14 protein-coding genes are annotated in these 14,359 nt (G+C 45.2%); 10 read left to right on the forward strand and 4 right to left on the reverse strand.

The features are described 5' to 3' along the window. The first annotated feature begins 288 nt into the window (after nucleotides 1–288). From map to HUJ19_RS10725, 8 genes are read left to right on the forward strand one after another with little or no spacing between them, the layout of a single operon-like run. Nucleotides 289–1,125 carry a type I methionyl aminopeptidase gene (gene map / locus HUJ19_RS10690; RefSeq protein WP_290624191.1) on the forward strand — a complete coding sequence of 279 codons (837 nt, stop codon included), beginning with the start codon at nucleotides 289–291 and terminating at the stop codon, nucleotides 1,123–1,125. 3 nt (nucleotides 1,126–1,128) lie between these two features. Continuing rightward, on the forward strand, nucleotides 1,129–3,777 hold the full coding sequence (gene glnD / locus HUJ19_RS10695) for a [protein-PII] uridylyltransferase (protein WP_290624192.1): 2,649 nt from the start codon (nucleotides 1,129–1,131) through the stop codon (nucleotides 3,775–3,777). A gap of 37 nt (nucleotides 3,778–3,814) precedes the next feature. Continuing rightward, nucleotides 3,815–4,639 carry a 2,3,4,5-tetrahydropyridine-2,6-dicarboxylate N-succinyltransferase gene (gene dapD, locus HUJ19_RS10700; protein ID WP_290624193.1) on the forward strand — a complete coding sequence of 275 codons (825 nt, stop codon included), beginning with the start codon at nucleotides 3,815–3,817 and terminating at the stop codon, nucleotides 4,637–4,639. Between the two features lie 15 nt (nucleotides 4,640–4,654). Further along, the gene (locus HUJ19_RS10705) at nucleotides 4,655–5,020 is read left to right on the forward strand and encodes a Spx/MgsR family RNA polymerase-binding regulatory protein (protein WP_290624194.1); all 366 of its coding nucleotides are present in this window, start codon (nucleotides 4,655–4,657) and stop codon (nucleotides 5,018–5,020) included. 12 nt (nucleotides 5,021–5,032) lie between these two features. Next, nucleotides 5,033–6,178, forward strand: a complete 1,146-nt coding sequence (dapE, locus tag HUJ19_RS10710; RefSeq protein ID WP_290624195.1) for a succinyl-diaminopimelate desuccinylase — start codon at nucleotides 5,033–5,035, stop codon at nucleotides 6,176–6,178. Nucleotides 6,179–6,211: 33 nt separating this feature from the next. Further along, a complete protein-coding gene (locus tag HUJ19_RS10715) occupies nucleotides 6,212–6,910 on the forward strand; it encodes a M15 family metallopeptidase (protein WP_290624196.1) in 699 nt (232 codons plus the stop codon). A gap of 32 nt (nucleotides 6,911–6,942) precedes the next feature. Continuing rightward, complete coding sequence (locus HUJ19_RS10720; RefSeq protein WP_290624197.1) at nucleotides 6,943–7,218, forward strand: hypothetical protein; 276 nt, start codon at nucleotides 6,943–6,945, stop codon at nucleotides 7,216–7,218. 40 nt (nucleotides 7,219–7,258) lie between these two features. Beyond that, a complete protein-coding gene (locus HUJ19_RS10725; protein WP_290624198.1) occupies nucleotides 7,259–8,653 on the forward strand; it encodes an SLC13 family permease in 1,395 nt (464 codons plus the stop codon). Nucleotides 8,654–9,189: 536 nt separating this feature from the next. Here the strand turns inward: HUJ19_RS10725 and HUJ19_RS10730 are convergent. From HUJ19_RS10730 to HUJ19_RS10745, 4 genes are read right to left on the reverse strand one after another with little or no spacing between them, the layout of a single operon-like run. After that, nucleotides 9,190–9,930, reverse strand: a complete 741-nt coding sequence (locus HUJ19_RS10730) for an enoyl-CoA hydratase (protein ID WP_290624199.1) — start codon at nucleotides 9,928–9,930, stop codon at nucleotides 9,190–9,192. A 1-nt stretch (nucleotide 9,931) separates the two neighbouring features. Further along, the gene (gene dnaQ, locus HUJ19_RS10735) at nucleotides 9,932–10,633 is read right to left on the reverse strand and encodes a DNA polymerase III subunit epsilon (RefSeq protein WP_290624200.1); all 702 of its coding nucleotides are present in this window, start codon (nucleotides 10,631–10,633) and stop codon (nucleotides 9,932–9,934) included. An 18-nt stretch (nucleotides 10,634–10,651) separates the two neighbouring features. Next, complete coding sequence (rnhA, locus tag HUJ19_RS10740; protein WP_290624201.1) at nucleotides 10,652–11,101, reverse strand: ribonuclease HI; 450 nt, start codon at nucleotides 11,099–11,101, stop codon at nucleotides 10,652–10,654. Nucleotides 11,102–11,113: 12 nt separating this feature from the next. Further along, nucleotides 11,114–11,833 carry a methyltransferase domain-containing protein gene (locus HUJ19_RS10745; RefSeq protein ID WP_290624202.1) on the reverse strand — a complete coding sequence of 240 codons (720 nt, stop codon included), beginning with the start codon at nucleotides 11,831–11,833 and terminating at the stop codon, nucleotides 11,114–11,116. A 106-nt stretch (nucleotides 11,834–11,939) separates the two neighbouring features. Here HUJ19_RS10745 and gloB point away from each other — a divergent pair, with 106 nt between their 5' ends. Both gloB and HUJ19_RS10755 read left to right on the forward strand, forming a co-directional pair. Beyond that, nucleotides 11,940–12,722: a hydroxyacylglutathione hydrolase gene (gene gloB, locus HUJ19_RS10750; protein WP_290624203.1), complete on the forward strand. Its 783-nt coding sequence runs from the start codon at nucleotides 11,940–11,942 to the stop codon at nucleotides 12,720–12,722. Nucleotides 12,723–12,770: 48 nt separating this feature from the next. Continuing rightward, the gene (locus HUJ19_RS10755; protein ID WP_290624204.1) at nucleotides 12,771–14,282 is read left to right on the forward strand and encodes a LysM peptidoglycan-binding domain-containing protein; all 1,512 of its coding nucleotides are present in this window, start codon (nucleotides 12,771–12,773) and stop codon (nucleotides 14,280–14,282) included. Nucleotides 14,283–14,359: the final 77 nt, after the last annotated feature.

Here is a 14,359-nt window from a genome sequence, read left to right on the forward strand (position 1 = left end):
ATCAATTAAAACAATGGGTTAAAGACGAAATGGGCTAGTTATCTGGATCAGCCCCTTAATTATTATTAATAAAGCGCAAACACCGCTCGGATAATATAAAACAAGATCTGGCATGTCAAAAAAATATACAATTCATACTTTAACCTCCTTATTGATAGTCATTTACTTATCCTGTTTCCCTTGTTTCCTACAATTCGTTAGAATAGACCGCAAATTAGGATTTACCGTTTTAGCTTTCACTAACTTATTGAATCATAAGGTTTTGTGCGAACATCACTTGGGCAGAAGATGACGATTAAGATTAAAACTCCTGAAGAGATTGAAAAAATGCGTGTTGCCGGGCGTCTGGCAGCGGAAGTATTGGAAATGATCGGCGAGCACGTCAAAAAGGGCGTGACAACCGAAGAGCTGAATGACATCTGCCATGAGCATATTGTTAAGGTGCAAGGTTGCTACCCTGCGCCTTTGTATTATGGTGGTGCGCCCTATCCTGTGACTTTGGATGATAATGGCCAGCCAACCGAGCCGGTGCGTAATGGCGGCTTCCCTAAATCAGTCTGTACTTCAGTCAATGATGTCGTCTGCCACGGCATTCCGAGCAAGAAGCCGCTGCGCAATGGGGATATCGTCAATATTGATGTGACTGTCATTAAAGATGGTTATCACGGTGACACCAGCAAGATGTTTGTCGTTGGTGAGCCAACGCCACAGGCGAAAAAGTTAATCGACACCACTCAGGAAGCGCTCTACCTGGCCATTGATATGGTTAAACCAGGCGTACGTTTGGGCGATATTGGCGCTGCCATTCAGAAATATGCCGAAGGTAAAGGCTATTCCATCGTGCGCGAATATTGCGGGCATGGCATTGGCGATACCTTCCACGAAGAACCACAGGTCACTCACTATGGCCGTCCCGGCACTGGCGTTGAGCTTAAAGAGGGTATGACGTTCACTATCGAACCGATGATTAATGCGGGCAAGCGATTCGTTAAGCATCATAAAAAAGACGGCTGGACCGTAATGACCAAGGACAAGTCGCTGTCTGCGCAATGGGAGCATACTCTGTTAGTAACCGCCGATGGCGTTGAAGTATTAACTCGCCGTAACGAAGAGCCCTTCAAATAAATCGTGGCCAGTCCGGATAAATACAATTACCTACCAAAAGCAGCAGAGCTATTTAAAGGAAGCGATGCCAGCGACCCAGTAGCACGCCTGAAAAGCTACAAAAATTATTTACAGGCTGGCCTGGATGCGCTGGTCAGGCAATTCCAAAAAGGCACCAGTATCAATCAGCTGCTTAAAGCTCGCAGTGCTCTGCTCGATCATATCCTTATTTCCAGCTGGCAACAGTTTCAGGTTAATGGCCATTCGGCTCTGATTGCAGTGGGTGGTTATGGTCGCGAGGAACTACAGCCCTATTCCGACCTTGATATTCTGGTGCTGTTAAGCGAAGAGGCAAGCTCTGAACACACTCAGGAACTGGAGTCCTGGTTGGCCTTTCTATGGGATATTGGCCTTGAAGTCGGTCATAGTGTCAGAACCGTTAGTCAATGCGAAGAACTGGCTCGAACCGATATTTCGGTTGCTACCAACCTTATCGAGTCCCGATTTTTGTGTGGTGGAAGCGCCCTTTTTAAAGATCTGCTCAGGGTGATAAAATCCGAAAGCTTCTGGCCTTCTGAGCAGTTTTTCCAGGCTAAGGTCAGCGAACAACGCGCTCGACATGCCAAGTTCAAGGATACGTCATTTAACCTTGAGCCAAATATAAAATCCAATCCTGGCGGACTGCGAGACCTGCAGGTGATGCAATGGATCACGCTCAAGCATTTCAAAACCAGCAGCTTGCACGATTTGATTGCCCATGGCATTTTCACACGTCGCGAATATAAGAGCCTGATCAATCATCAGCAATACCTTAATCGGGTTCGCTTTGCTCTGCATGTGCTTTGTGACAAACGTGAAGATCGGCTCTTGTTTGAGCACCAGAAAAAAGTGGCGGAATGGCTTGGTTATGAAGACGATGATCACAAGCTCGCCGTTGAGCACATGATGCAGCGCTATTATCGCGCAGTGATGTCTATCCGTAATCTTAATGAACTCTTTATTCAGGTCTTTGAACAGGAACATCTACGTCCTGATGAGCGGCAGGAAGTTATTGACCTGGACGACGACTTTTATATTTATAAAGGCCGCATTGGCGCCAATGATCCGGATCTTTTCTATAAAAAGCCTCACTGTCTGATCAAGATTTTCCGGCATATTTCGCTGCACCCTGAAATTCATGAGATTGAGGCGCGTACGTTGCGCATCATTCGTTCGAGCCAACAGATCGTCAATGAACAATATCGGAACGATCCGATCAATATCAGTTTCTTCAAAGAGTTTTTATCAACCAAGCAATTAACCAGCCGTGGTTTTGCTTTGATGAAGCGAACCAATATTCTCGGTGCATTAATACCGCTGTTCGCAAAAATCGAGGGGCAGATGCAGTTTGATCTATTCCATGCCTATACGGTTGATGAACATACGCTATTTTTGCTGCGCCACATCATTCGCTACAACAAGCCGGAGTTCCAGCAGGAGTTTCCGCTGTGCAGCAAGATCATGAAAACACTGGTCGATCCAACGCCTCTTTATCTGGCAGCGATTTTTCATGATATTGGCAAAGGACGAGGCGGTGACCATTCTGAGCTGGGTGCCGTTGATGCACTCGAATACACCCAAAGCATCGGTCTTGAGCCACATATCTGCGAGCTGGTGTCATGGCTGGTGAAAAACCACCTCATTATGTCATTAGTGGCACAACGAAAAGACATCAGCGATCCAGACGTGATTGAAACCTTTGCCAAACAAATCCCCTCGATTCTGCATCTGGAATTGCTCTATGTTTTAACGGTCTCGGATATTCGTGCAACTAATCCGACGCTGTGGAATTCCTGGAAGGAATCGTTGCTTAAAGAATTATTCTTAGCGACCAAACAGTATCTTACCCAATCCACGCCACGCGCTAATCAGACCGAAATGGTGCAGGATACTCGACAGCAGGTGCTTGAGCAGTTCGGCAAGGTTGGCGACTCAATCGAGCCAATTCGAGAGCTGCTTGAAGAACTCGGCGATGAATATTTATTGCGTTACCACCCTGAGCAGATTATCTGGCAAACCGAGCAGTTGATGTCGCAACCTGAGCTTCCTTACGTTGCGATTAAGAATCACCGTTCTCAGGCAGGCACCGAAGTATTTATCGCGATTGAAGATCAGCGCGATCTGTTTGCCGCGATCACTGCGCTGCTCAGTCAGAACCATCTGAATATTCAGGCTGCAACTTTATACACATCTCCCAAGGGCTTGTGTCTGGATACTTTTATTGTGCTTGATGAGCAGGGTCACCCACTATCATACGAGCGACGCATTCAGGAAATTCAGGAAAACCTGATTGATGGTCTGTCTGATCTGGAGCATCGCAAGCTGGATGTTAGTCGTGCACTCCCGAGCCGCTTGAAGCACTTCAATGTCAAAACTCGTATAGCCTTTAGTTATGACGAGAACTCTAATCTGACCACTTTGGAAATTACCGCTTTGGATCGCCCTGCACTTTTGGCAAAATTGGGGCAGGCCTTCATGGACTGCGAACTCAAGGTTCACTCAGCCAAGATTGTTACCCTTGGCGAGCGTGTGGAGGATACCTTCACTCTAAGCCGTCGTAACAATCAGCCGCTGAAAGACAAAGCAGATCTGAAGGCAGTGAAACAGAAAATTTTAGAAGCCATTGCTGGCTAACCCACAATTCCTAATTTGATTGTAAAAGAGAAACACTATGTCATTACAAACTACTATTGAACAAGCATTTGAAAGTCGTGATCAACTATCGCCAGCATCAGCACCACAAGAAATCAAGGATGCAGTTAGTGAAGCTTTAAACCTTCTTGACTCAGGCAAGGCTCGCGTTGCGGAAAAGATTGATGGCGACTGGGTTGTACATCAATGGTTGAAAAAAGCTGTATTGTTATCGTTCCGTTTGAATGACAACAAAGTGATTGATACTGGCCTTGCTCAGTTCTATGACAAGGTGCCAATGAAATACCAGAACATGACTGAAGAAGAGTTCAAAGCTGGCGGCACTCGCGTGGTTCCTCATGCAATTGCACGTCATGGGTCATTCATTGCTAAAAATGTTGTTTTAATGCCAAGCTACACAAACATAGGTGCTTACATTGATGAAGGCGCCATGATTGATACCTGGGCCACGGTGGGTTCGTGTGCACAGATCGGAAAGAATGTTCATCTGTCTGGCGGCGCTGGAATTGGCGGTGTTTTAGAGCCATTACAGGCTGGGCCAACTATCATTGAAGATAACTGTTTTATCGGTGCACGTTCTGAAGTAGTGGAAGGTGTGATTGTCGAGGAAGGTTCTGTACTTTCTATGGGCGTTTTCCTTGGCCAGAGTACCAAAATTTATAATCGTCTGACCGATGAAGTATCTTATGGTCGCGTACCAGCTGGCTCCGTGGTTGTGCCGGGCAGCTTGCCTTCTGATTGCGGTAAATACAATTTGAACTGCGCCGTTATCGTGAAGCAGGTGGATGCGAAAACTCGCGCAAAAACCAGCATCAATGATTTACTACGCATGGACAAATTTTAAGAGGTGGGTTTCATTATGAGTCAGTCAGTCAAAATCTATGGCATCCCAAATTGCGATACAGTACGTAAAGCTGTTAAATGGTTAGAGGCTAATGAGATAGAGCATGAATTTATCGACTATCGGAAAAATCCTCTGCCGCGAAAAGAGATCGAAAGCTGGGACAAGGCTATTGGTTGGGAAACTTTTTTGAACAAACGCAGTACTGCCTGGAAACCGCTTGACCAATCAGTCAAAGACAATATCGACCGAGATTCTGCTTTGGACTTAATGTTAGAAAGGGTAACCTTGATTAAACGCCCAGTGCTGGTACTGAAAGACGGCAACAATATTGATGTTCACTTGAGCTTCAAACCAGAACAGTATCAGGCGATTTTCAATTAACGAGATAATTCTATGAGCGAAACGCTGGCCCTCAGTAAAGATCTGATTAATCGACCTTCGGTAACGCCGGAAGATGCTGGCTGCCAGCAAATGATGATGGATTATCTCGAAGTTCTTGGCTTCAACAATGAAATCATGAACTTTGAAGATACCAGTAACTTCTGGTCTTTGCGTCAAGGCAAAACCGAAGGGCCGGTATTTGTTTTTGCAGGCCACACCGATGTGGTTCCAGCTGGCCCACTAGACAAGTGGCACAGCCCACCCTTCGAAGCAACAGAAAAAGACGGTTACCTATTTGGGCGTGGTGCTGCAGATATGAAATCCAGTCTGGCGGCCATGCTGGTTGCCAGCAAACGTTTCGTTAAGGATTATCCTGACCATAATGGCTCAATTGGCTTTTTGATTACCAGTGATGAAGAAGGCCCTTTTATCAATGGCACTGTCCGCGTTGTTGAAGAGTTGATGAAACGAAACCAGCCGCTTGATTACTGCGTCGTGGGTGAGCCTTCCAGTAGTGAGCAGTTTGGTGACGTCATCAAGAACGGGCGTCGCGGCTCACTGACAGGATTTTTAACCATCAAAGGCACCCAAGGTCATGTGGCCTACCCTCATCTTGCTGACAATGCCATTCATAAATCGCTCAAAGCGTTAGATGAATTGGCTCATACCGAATGGGATCAGGGCAATGAATTCTTTCCGGCCACCAGTTTTCAGATTGCCATAATCAAAGCTGGTACCGCAGGCAATGTTATTCCGGGCGAAAAGTACGTCGAGTTTAATTTTCGCTATTCCACTGAAACGACCCATGAAGAATTGCAGCAAAGAGTCCTCGCAATTCTCGACAAATATAACCTTGAGTATGACCTTAACTGGAAACTCAATGGCGAGCCTTTCCTAACCGACCATGGTCACCTGCTAGTAGCTGCTCGCAACGCCATCAAGGCAGCCTGCCAAATTGATACAGCTCCATTAACTAGCGGCGGTACCTCGGATGGTCGCTTTATTGCCAAAACAGGTGCCGAGATTGTAGAGATTGGGCCTGTTAACAAAACCATTCATCAGATTAACGAATGCGTTAAGATTGAAGATCTCGATAAGCTCACTGAAGTCTATTACCAGATTTTGGTAGAGTTATTGGCAACACCAAAAACATTCTAATCAATAAGCTTAAGGCACTTTATGCACTCTTCGATGATGACAGCGGAACAGATTATCGGTCTTAATCAGGATCACCTGTTGCACATTGCAGACAATAGCGAACTGCTTGGTCAAAAATTTCAATGCCATCATGAAGTGCTGGTGCCGATTGCAAAACTGATTCGTCGCTCTGAGCTTGATGGCATTCCGCTACGTATTGTCAGTAGCTACCGTTCATTTGAGCATCAGCTTTCCATCTGGAACAAAAAATATTATCAGGAAGTCACCCTTAACCTGCGCGACGGTTCGACCGTTAACTCCCAGGATCTTGATGGGCAGGAAAGAGTGAATGCGATACTACATTATTCTGCTTTACCCGGCGCCAGCCGCCATCACTGGGGCACTGATTTTGATGTATTTGATGCCAGCGCCATTGATATGGGCCATGAAGTGGAACTCACCGAGCAGGAGTTCGCCAAACAGGGCCCTTGCGCCAGCTTGAGTGACTGGCTTGAAGATCACATAAGCCAATACCAGTTTTTTAAACCCTATGCTCAGGATATTGGAGGTGTTGCCTGCGAGCCGTGGCATATCAGTTATCAGCCCATTGCTGAGAAAGCACTGCAAGAATTTCCACTGGAGTTATTAAGGCAGGCGCTGGAGCAATCGGATATTGGCGGAAAGCAATTCATTATGCCAAAGCTCGATGTTCTGGTGCATAAATATGTTATGAATATTTGCAAACCTGCATAGCTCCAAAACCTAACACATTAGCGAGGTACAGGATGTTAAAAGCAATTGCCGTAACCTTTATCATTTTTGCCATTTTGTTTTCTGGCATTATAGCTTTGAAACGATCAGCAAATCACTGGAAGGTCCCAAAAGGGGTTAAACCGCAGCCTTATGATAATGAAAAACAAGGTGATGAAGGCGTATCAAACAATGACCATAAAAATGAAGCGCCTCAATTAACCGACCAATCTAAACCAGGCTCAGACAAGAAACAGGCAGATAAACCAGGCTCAGACAAACAACAGGCTGACACTCAAGACAAACCATAAACTTCAGCTAAATCGCTTAACTATATGGGGGCGTTAAGCAATGCAACAGAAGATTCGACAACTTGCTTTACTTTTAGGGCCAGCGCTTTCAGTGCTGGTCTACTTTCTGATGAGCAACTCTGGCTTTACTCATACAGCTGCAATCACTGCAGCGATTGCTACCTTGTGTGCAATCTGGTGGATCTTTGAGCCTATCCCAATACCGGCAACTTCTCTCATTCCCATTGCGGCTTTCCCTGCATTTGATGTCCTTAGCGCGAAACAAGTTGCTGAAGCCTATGGCCACTGGTTAATTCTTTTATTAATGGGTGGATTTATTCTATCCACTGCTCTGGAAAAAAGTGGTACTCATAAAAGACTGGCATTAGGCATGATTCGACTGGTGGGCTCACATTCCGAAAAGCGGATTGTGTTTGGTTTCATGGTTGCCAGTGCAGCTCTTAGCATGTGGATTTCTAACACAGCCACAACGTTAATGCTCTTGCCTGTTGCGATGGCGATTATTCAATGTGGGCCAGACAATGAAAACACTCGTAAGTTTGCTATCGCCTTACTGCTTGGACTTGGTTACGCTGCTAACATTGGTGGCGTTGGAACTCCGATTGGCACACCTCCCAACCTCTTGTTCATGAACTTCTACGCTCAGGCAACTGGCGAAGTTATCAGTTTTATTGACTGGATGATGTGGGCATTACCCATTGTTATCCTGTTTGTACCATTGATGTGGATATGGCTGACACGCAAGCTGGAAGCTCATCAAAGCTATGACCTGCCACCTGTTGGCAAGTGGCGCCCAGAAGAAAAACGAACCATGGCAGTGTTTGCTATTGTGGCCCTGCTTTGGATTTTTCGCACCGGCCCCTTCGGCGGCTGGAGCGAACTGTTAGGTCTGGAGCATGCAAACGATGCATCAGTTGCGCTATTAGGTGTCATTGCCATGTTTATGATTCCCAATGGTAAAGGATGTAAATTACTCGACTGGGAAACTGCCAACAAAATTCCATGGGGAGTCTTATTGTTGTTTGCTGGAGGCATCGCCATTGCCTCAGCCTTTACTGCATCAGGACTAAGCGAAATCATTGGTAACTCAATGAGCTTCCTGACAGATTTACCGCCATTATTGTTGATCGTTTCGGTTTGCCTAATCGTTACCTTTGTTACCGAGCTGACCAGCAATACCGCAACAGCTGCATTGCTAATGCCAATATTGGCTGCTGCCGGTATTGCTGCTGGCATGGATCCTGCAATCCTGATGTTCCCCGCAGCCATCAGCGCCAGTTGCGCCTTTATGTTGCCAGTGGCCACCGGCCCCAATGCTGTGGTCTTTTCCAGTAATAAATTAAGTGTCGAGTTGATGGTAAGAAATGGCTTTATTATGAACCTGATTGGGGCAGGGATTATTACATTGGTGGTTTACTTTTTAGTTGGCCATTAAGAGTTACTTTGTTTTGTTATTTATCACATTTTGGCGTTAACTGTTTAACTATATACTCTGCGAATGCTGACTCTTAATGAAGTCCTCACAGTAATATTTTAAATCTCTATTTCGCTTCTCAGCGAGTTACTTTTACGGAATACATCCTTGTATTCCTCTGAAGCCAGCGTCGCTTCACTCCGCTGTTCAAATTTGTTCCAGACAAATTTGTCTTGCCCTAAGTAACCACAAAATCGTCAGGAACGATTTTGAATAGCGAAGCTAGCCCGAAGGGTGAAGTACAGGATGTACTTCATAAAAGAAGACCACCCCGTGATTGAGGCTTTGCTTCGCTCAGCTTCCTTCGTGTTAGCCAAGTGACTTAACGCACCGTAAAATACGTTCCATCCTTGGCCCGAATTTTACTATTCAAATCATCCACGATTTGAATTGCTATCTCTTGGCTACTACTCAGCTCAATCAAAAGGGGCGAGATGGCTGGAGCACGCTTGTAATAAAGGCAAACAATAAAACCTACAAAATGAATTTGTAGAAGCCTACTTATCCAAAAACTTCTTGAAGATGGCTTTTGCTTCATCGCTTTTCAGAAGCTCGGAGAAACTTCGTGCTTCTCGTTCGATGGCCTGCCCTACCATGCTTGCATTGGAGCGAATCAACTGACGACTGACCTGTAATGCATGGGCTGGTTTTTTGGCCAGCTTTTCTGCCTTTTCCTGTGCGAATTGCCAGTAGCTTTCTGATTCGACGACATCGTTGATAATGCCCCACTCTTTTGCTTTATGGGCATCAAAAGGTTCAGCCAATAATAGTAACTCTGCGGCTCTGACATAGCCAATCTGGCGTGGCAATAAATAGCTTGAACCTGCCTCTGGACATAATCCCAAATCCACAAATGGTAAACTGAAATAGGTTTGTTCTGTGGCATAAACCAAATCACAATGCAGCAAAAAAGTGGTACCAATTCCAACTGCTGGGCCAGATACTGCAGCCACAATTGGTTTGTTAAAGCTGTAGAGTTCTTTTAGAAATGACAATACAGGACTACCGCTTTCAAGCACCGGTTGTTCCAGGAAGTCAGCAATATCGTTACCCGCACAAAAGCAGCCTTCAGCCCCTTTAAACAGTACCACATGAATATCGGAATTTGACTTGGCTTCGGCGAACTCTTTCGTCAATGCAGTATACATATCCGAAGTTAACGCATTCTTTTTGTCGGTACGACTTAACTCAATATGTAGAATTTTATTGTCGATATAGCTTGATACAAATTCAGACATTCTACCCTTCCTGTTGATTCCAGATGGCATTATTCAATGACTCCAGCTTTTTTAAATGTGCTTCAGCTTCTTGCTCATTCGCTTTAATGACTTTAAGTGGCTGACGATTGCTGGAAATTCGACGAATGGTCGTTTCAGTTGTTTGTTGATTAGAGGCGTTCTGTCTACCCAAGGTTAAGCTAGTTTGACCGCCGGTCATACGCAAATAGACATCCGCCAGAATTTCCGAATCCAGCAATGCGCCATGTAGGTCACGATGGCTATTATCAATATCGTAACGCTTACACAAAGCATCCAGGCTGTTGCGCTGGCCTGGGTGCATTTGCCTTGCTAAAACCAGCGTATCCAGAACCGTACAATAATCAGAGAGTTTACCCTTATTGCTATCAAGTAGACTCAACTCATGATCAAGAAATCCAACGTCAAAAGGTGCATTATGGATGACCAGTTCAGCACCTTCGATGAATTCCAGAAACTCGTCAACCACATCAATAAAGCGAGGTTTATCAGCGAGAAACTCGTTAGTAATGCCATGGACTTCAATGGCCCCTTCATCAATCTCACGATCAGGCTGTAAATATTGATGATAATGATTTCCGGTAAACTTTCGGTTAACCAGCTCTACGCAACCAATTTCGATAATTCTGTGTCCATCGGAGGGTTCCAGACCTGTGGTTTCCGTATCTAAAACTATTTGTCTCATATCACTATATCTTCTCGTTTAAACACCAGCAGACTGCAGCACTTTCTCAACGCCCTTATTCGCCAGTTCATCAGCAATTTCATTTTCAGTATGACCGCTGTGTCCTTTGACCCAGTGCCAGTTGACATGATGCCTCGCAACCTGCTGATCCAGCTCCTGCCACAAATCCTGATTCTTGACCGGTTTTTTGTTAGCCGTTTTCCAGCCTTTTGCTTTCCAGTTTTCCAGCCACTGATTGATGCCGTTTTTTACATAAACCGAATCGGTGGTTAGTTCTACCTGGCACTTGCCCTTGAGGGCTTTTAAAGCCTCAATGGCCGCCATCAGCTCCATCCGGTTATTGGTCGTATTCAATTCACCACCAAAAAGATGCTTCTCATGCTTACCATAACGTAGCAAAGCGCCCCATCCACCGGGCCCGGGGTTGCCCTTGCAGGCACCATCTGTATAAATTTCTACTTTCTTCACAAATTCGTTCTTCTAGTTGTTTGCTTGATCTAGCTGTTTAGTCGATATGTTTGCCAACTTACCGGCCATAGCCACTGATAACTTTTCTTCTAATGGTCTGATTGGCGTCATGGTCGAAACTTTTTTCTGCACCTTGACCATATATGCGATCGGGGCAGATAACCAAGCCTTATTCATCTGACTTTTACGTTGAAAATTTTTAAAGCCACGCCACCAGGAGCAGCCAATGGTTTCCACTTCTATCACTTTAAAACCGAGCAAGTTGAACCAATCCGTATAACGACTCAGTGTATAACGGTGAAGCGGCAAATTGCGTCGCTTATGACCCAGTCTTAATTTTCCCTGCCAATACCAGGGGTTGTCCGGCGCATAAATCAGGGCATACAAATAACCCTGTGGTGCGAGACTACGATGAATCTCTCCTAATAGCACACTGGGATTTTCGGTGTATTCCAAAGCATGACTGATGACCACACTTTGTAACGAGTCGGTCATAAAGGGCAATTGCTCTGGATCGGCCTCAACGCAATGCTCAAGCGTTTTGCCAAGCCGGATTTCGTACTCGAATACATTATCCGGCAGGCTCAAACATTGGGTCAGGCTATCCAGCGTCAACAGATAGCCGCCATGATAGTCTTCAAGATGGCTCTGTAACCACTCCTGCCAAATATAACGAATACGATTACCAGCAGGTAATTCTGGCCAACTAAGCTCAGACAATTTTTTGGTCATCGTTTTTTCATGTTCCTGAATCACTGGCTACGGCAGGTTGCCAGTCACTGGTCGGTTATGTACATTAGGAGTCATGCTAACCTGACAATAGGACTCAAGCAAGCCAGTGCGTATTATTCCTTTAAAAGCCTTTCATGATAACTACATCTGGGTGATATTTTCACCCGATGGCAAGCAGGTATCAGTGGTTGATCCTGGCGACAGCCGCCCAGTCATCAAGTTTCTCGAAGACAAGCAGCTAAATTTAAGCAGCATTCTGGTTACCCACTATCATAATGATCACATTGGCGGGGTTCAGCAGCTCAAAGACCGCTATCATTGCCATGTTTATGCCTCTAAGCATGATAACTTAGGCTTTACGGATACTGCGCTTGATGAAGGGGATCAAATCAATCTGTTTGACGATAGCTACTCCTTTTCAATTATTCATCTACCCGGCCACACCATGGGGCATATCGGCTACTATGGACATAATCAGGACGGACAGAACCTGATATTTTGCGGTGACACCTTGTTTCGTGCCGGATGTGGCCGAATGTTCGAGGGCACCCCGGAAATTTTTTATCGCTCACTGCAGAAACTTGCTCAACTTCCAGAAAACACCCTGGTTTACTGTACTCATGAATACACTCTGGCCAATATTGCTTTTGCCAAGTCGGTAGAGCCACATAATCGCAACCTGTTGGAATTAGAAGGAAATTGTCAAAAATTGCGTAACCAGAATCTGGAAACACTGCCCTCCACTATCGCCAGCGAACTTAAAACTAATCCTTTTTTACGCTGCTCAGAACCAGACGTTATTCAGGCCGCTCAACAGGCCACCGATAAAAGACTCTCTGATCCTGTGGAAACTTTTGCTACAATCAGACGACTAAAAGATAATTTTTAATAAATATAATTGCCTATGAAGCGCTTGCTATTGATAAGTTGTTTGGGTATGACAGCCTGTAGTTCCCTTGTAAAACAGGAAGATACGGTTAATGACCCACGTTTTGATAACCAACAGACGGCCCAGGATTCTGCTCCCTTGCCCGCCCCTGAGTTGGACAGCGACAACCCATTGTTATTGTCCGATTCGAACAATTCGGTATTCGTTCCTAACCTATGGGAACATCTGGCCAGCCAGCAAACTTTTGCCAATGTTCAGCATCCGCGAATCGAAACCTTTAAAAAACAATTTCTCAGGAACCCTCATCTATTACTGAAGCGTGCTGATAAAGCGGCCCCTTACCTTTACTACATCATTACCGAGCTCGAAAATCGGAATATGCCGGTTGAGCTGGCTTTTACACCAATGGTTGAGAGCAACTTCGACCCATTGGCACACTCAGTAGTACAGGCTGCCGGAATGTGGCAATTTATGCCCAAAACCGCAAAAGGTTTTGGCATCACTATTGATGAGTGGTATGACGGCCGTCGCGATATCATTGCCTCGACACATGCAGCACTCGATTACTACCAATACCTTAACAAAATGTTTGATGGCGACTGGTTATTAACGGTGGCCGCCTATAATGTTGGTCCCGGTAATGTCAGAAAAGCCATCACTCAGAACAAGCGCCAGGGTAAGCCCACTGACTACTGGTCATTAAAGCTACCGAAAGAGACAATGCGCCACGTTCCGAAATGGTTAGCCTTGTCTGATATTTTCTTAAATGCCCCAAAATATGAGGTTGATTTACCACTGATCGACAATCAACCGGCATTTGTTGAAGTGGAAGTGGATGCGCCCGCCAACTTGATGGAGCTGGCGAAAATCGCCCAGATTGATAAAGATACCTTTTACCGTTTAAACCCAGCCTACAACCGATTGTTTGTCCCTGAGCATCACAAAAAAGCAACGATACTGGTACCGGCTGATACAGTTGATCATTTTAATCAAGGTCTGCTGGAGATTGATCCAAAACAGCTTATGGCTTCAGTCAGTTATAAGGTTAAATCGGGTGATAATTTAAGCCTGATTGCCAAACGCCATAACACCTCTGTCAAAACGATCAAGCAGCTAAATGGCTTAAAGTCTGACTTCCTGAAGATTGGTCAGGAACTAAAAATGCCCGGCATCATTAATGCCACCGAGTATGAGAAAAACTTTTTTGCCACACTGAGCAAGAATCAACAGCGTCGTCGTTACCAACTTTATAAGGTGCGTTCAGGTGACAGCCTGTGGACCATTTCCAGAAAGTTTGGTGTCAGTACTCGTCAACTGGCCAACTGGAATGGCATCGCCCAAAACAGCACCATTCGCATTGGACAGAAGCTCAAAGTCTGGCCTCGCGGTTATGCCAACTATGCATCGAATAAAAGTTCTTATCAGGTAAAAAGCGGCGACTCTTTATACACTATAGCTCGACGCTTTAATGTAAGAGTCAGTGACCTAACCAAGTGGAATGGTTTAAAGAATTCATCGTTAATCAAGCCAGGACAAACCCTGACCATTTATCGTAAATAGGACTGTAAGACCATTGCCTGATTCTTCAAGCAAATGATAAACGAAAGGGGCTACTAAGCCCCTTCTTTGATTAACAC

The sequence above is a fragment of the Kangiella sp. genome, from assembly GCF_014762745.1.
Lineage (GTDB): Bacteria > Pseudomonadota > Gammaproteobacteria > Enterobacterales > Kangiellaceae > Kangiella.

Bases quoted from the DNA above. Each gene is read 5' to 3' on its own strand.
- HUJ19_RS10730 (WP_290624199.1), bottom strand. From the start codon at position 9,930: ATGTCTGAATTTGTATCAAGCTATATCGACAATAAAATTCTACATATT.
- map (WP_290624191.1), top strand. From the start codon at position 289: ATGACGATTAAGATTAAAACTCCTGAAGAGATTGAAAAAATGCGTGTT.
- dapD (WP_290624193.1), top strand. From the start codon at position 3,815: ATGTCATTACAAACTACTATTGAACAAGCATTTGAAAGTCGTGATCAA.
- dnaQ (WP_290624200.1), bottom strand. From the start codon at position 10,633: ATGAGACAAATAGTTTTAGATACGGAAACCACAGGTCTGGAACCCTCC.
- HUJ19_RS10755 (WP_290624204.1), top strand. From the start codon at position 12,771: ATGACAGCCTGTAGTTCCCTTGTAAAACAGGAAGATACGGTTAATGAC.
- HUJ19_RS10705 (WP_290624194.1), top strand. From the start codon at position 4,655: ATGAGTCAGTCAGTCAAAATCTATGGCATCCCAAATTGCGATACAGTA.
- HUJ19_RS10725 (WP_290624198.1), top strand. From the start codon at position 7,259: ATGCAACAGAAGATTCGACAACTTGCTTTACTTTTAGGGCCAGCGCTT.
- HUJ19_RS10715 (WP_290624196.1), top strand. From the start codon at position 6,212: ATGATGACAGCGGAACAGATTATCGGTCTTAATCAGGATCACCTGTTG.
- HUJ19_RS10720 (WP_290624197.1), top strand. From the start codon at position 6,943: ATGTTAAAAGCAATTGCCGTAACCTTTATCATTTTTGCCATTTTGTTT.
- HUJ19_RS10745 (WP_290624202.1), bottom strand. From the start codon at position 11,833: ATGACCAAAAAATTGTCTGAGCTTAGTTGGCCAGAATTACCTGCTGGT.
- dapE (WP_290624195.1), top strand. From the start codon at position 5,033: ATGAGCGAAACGCTGGCCCTCAGTAAAGATCTGATTAATCGACCTTCG.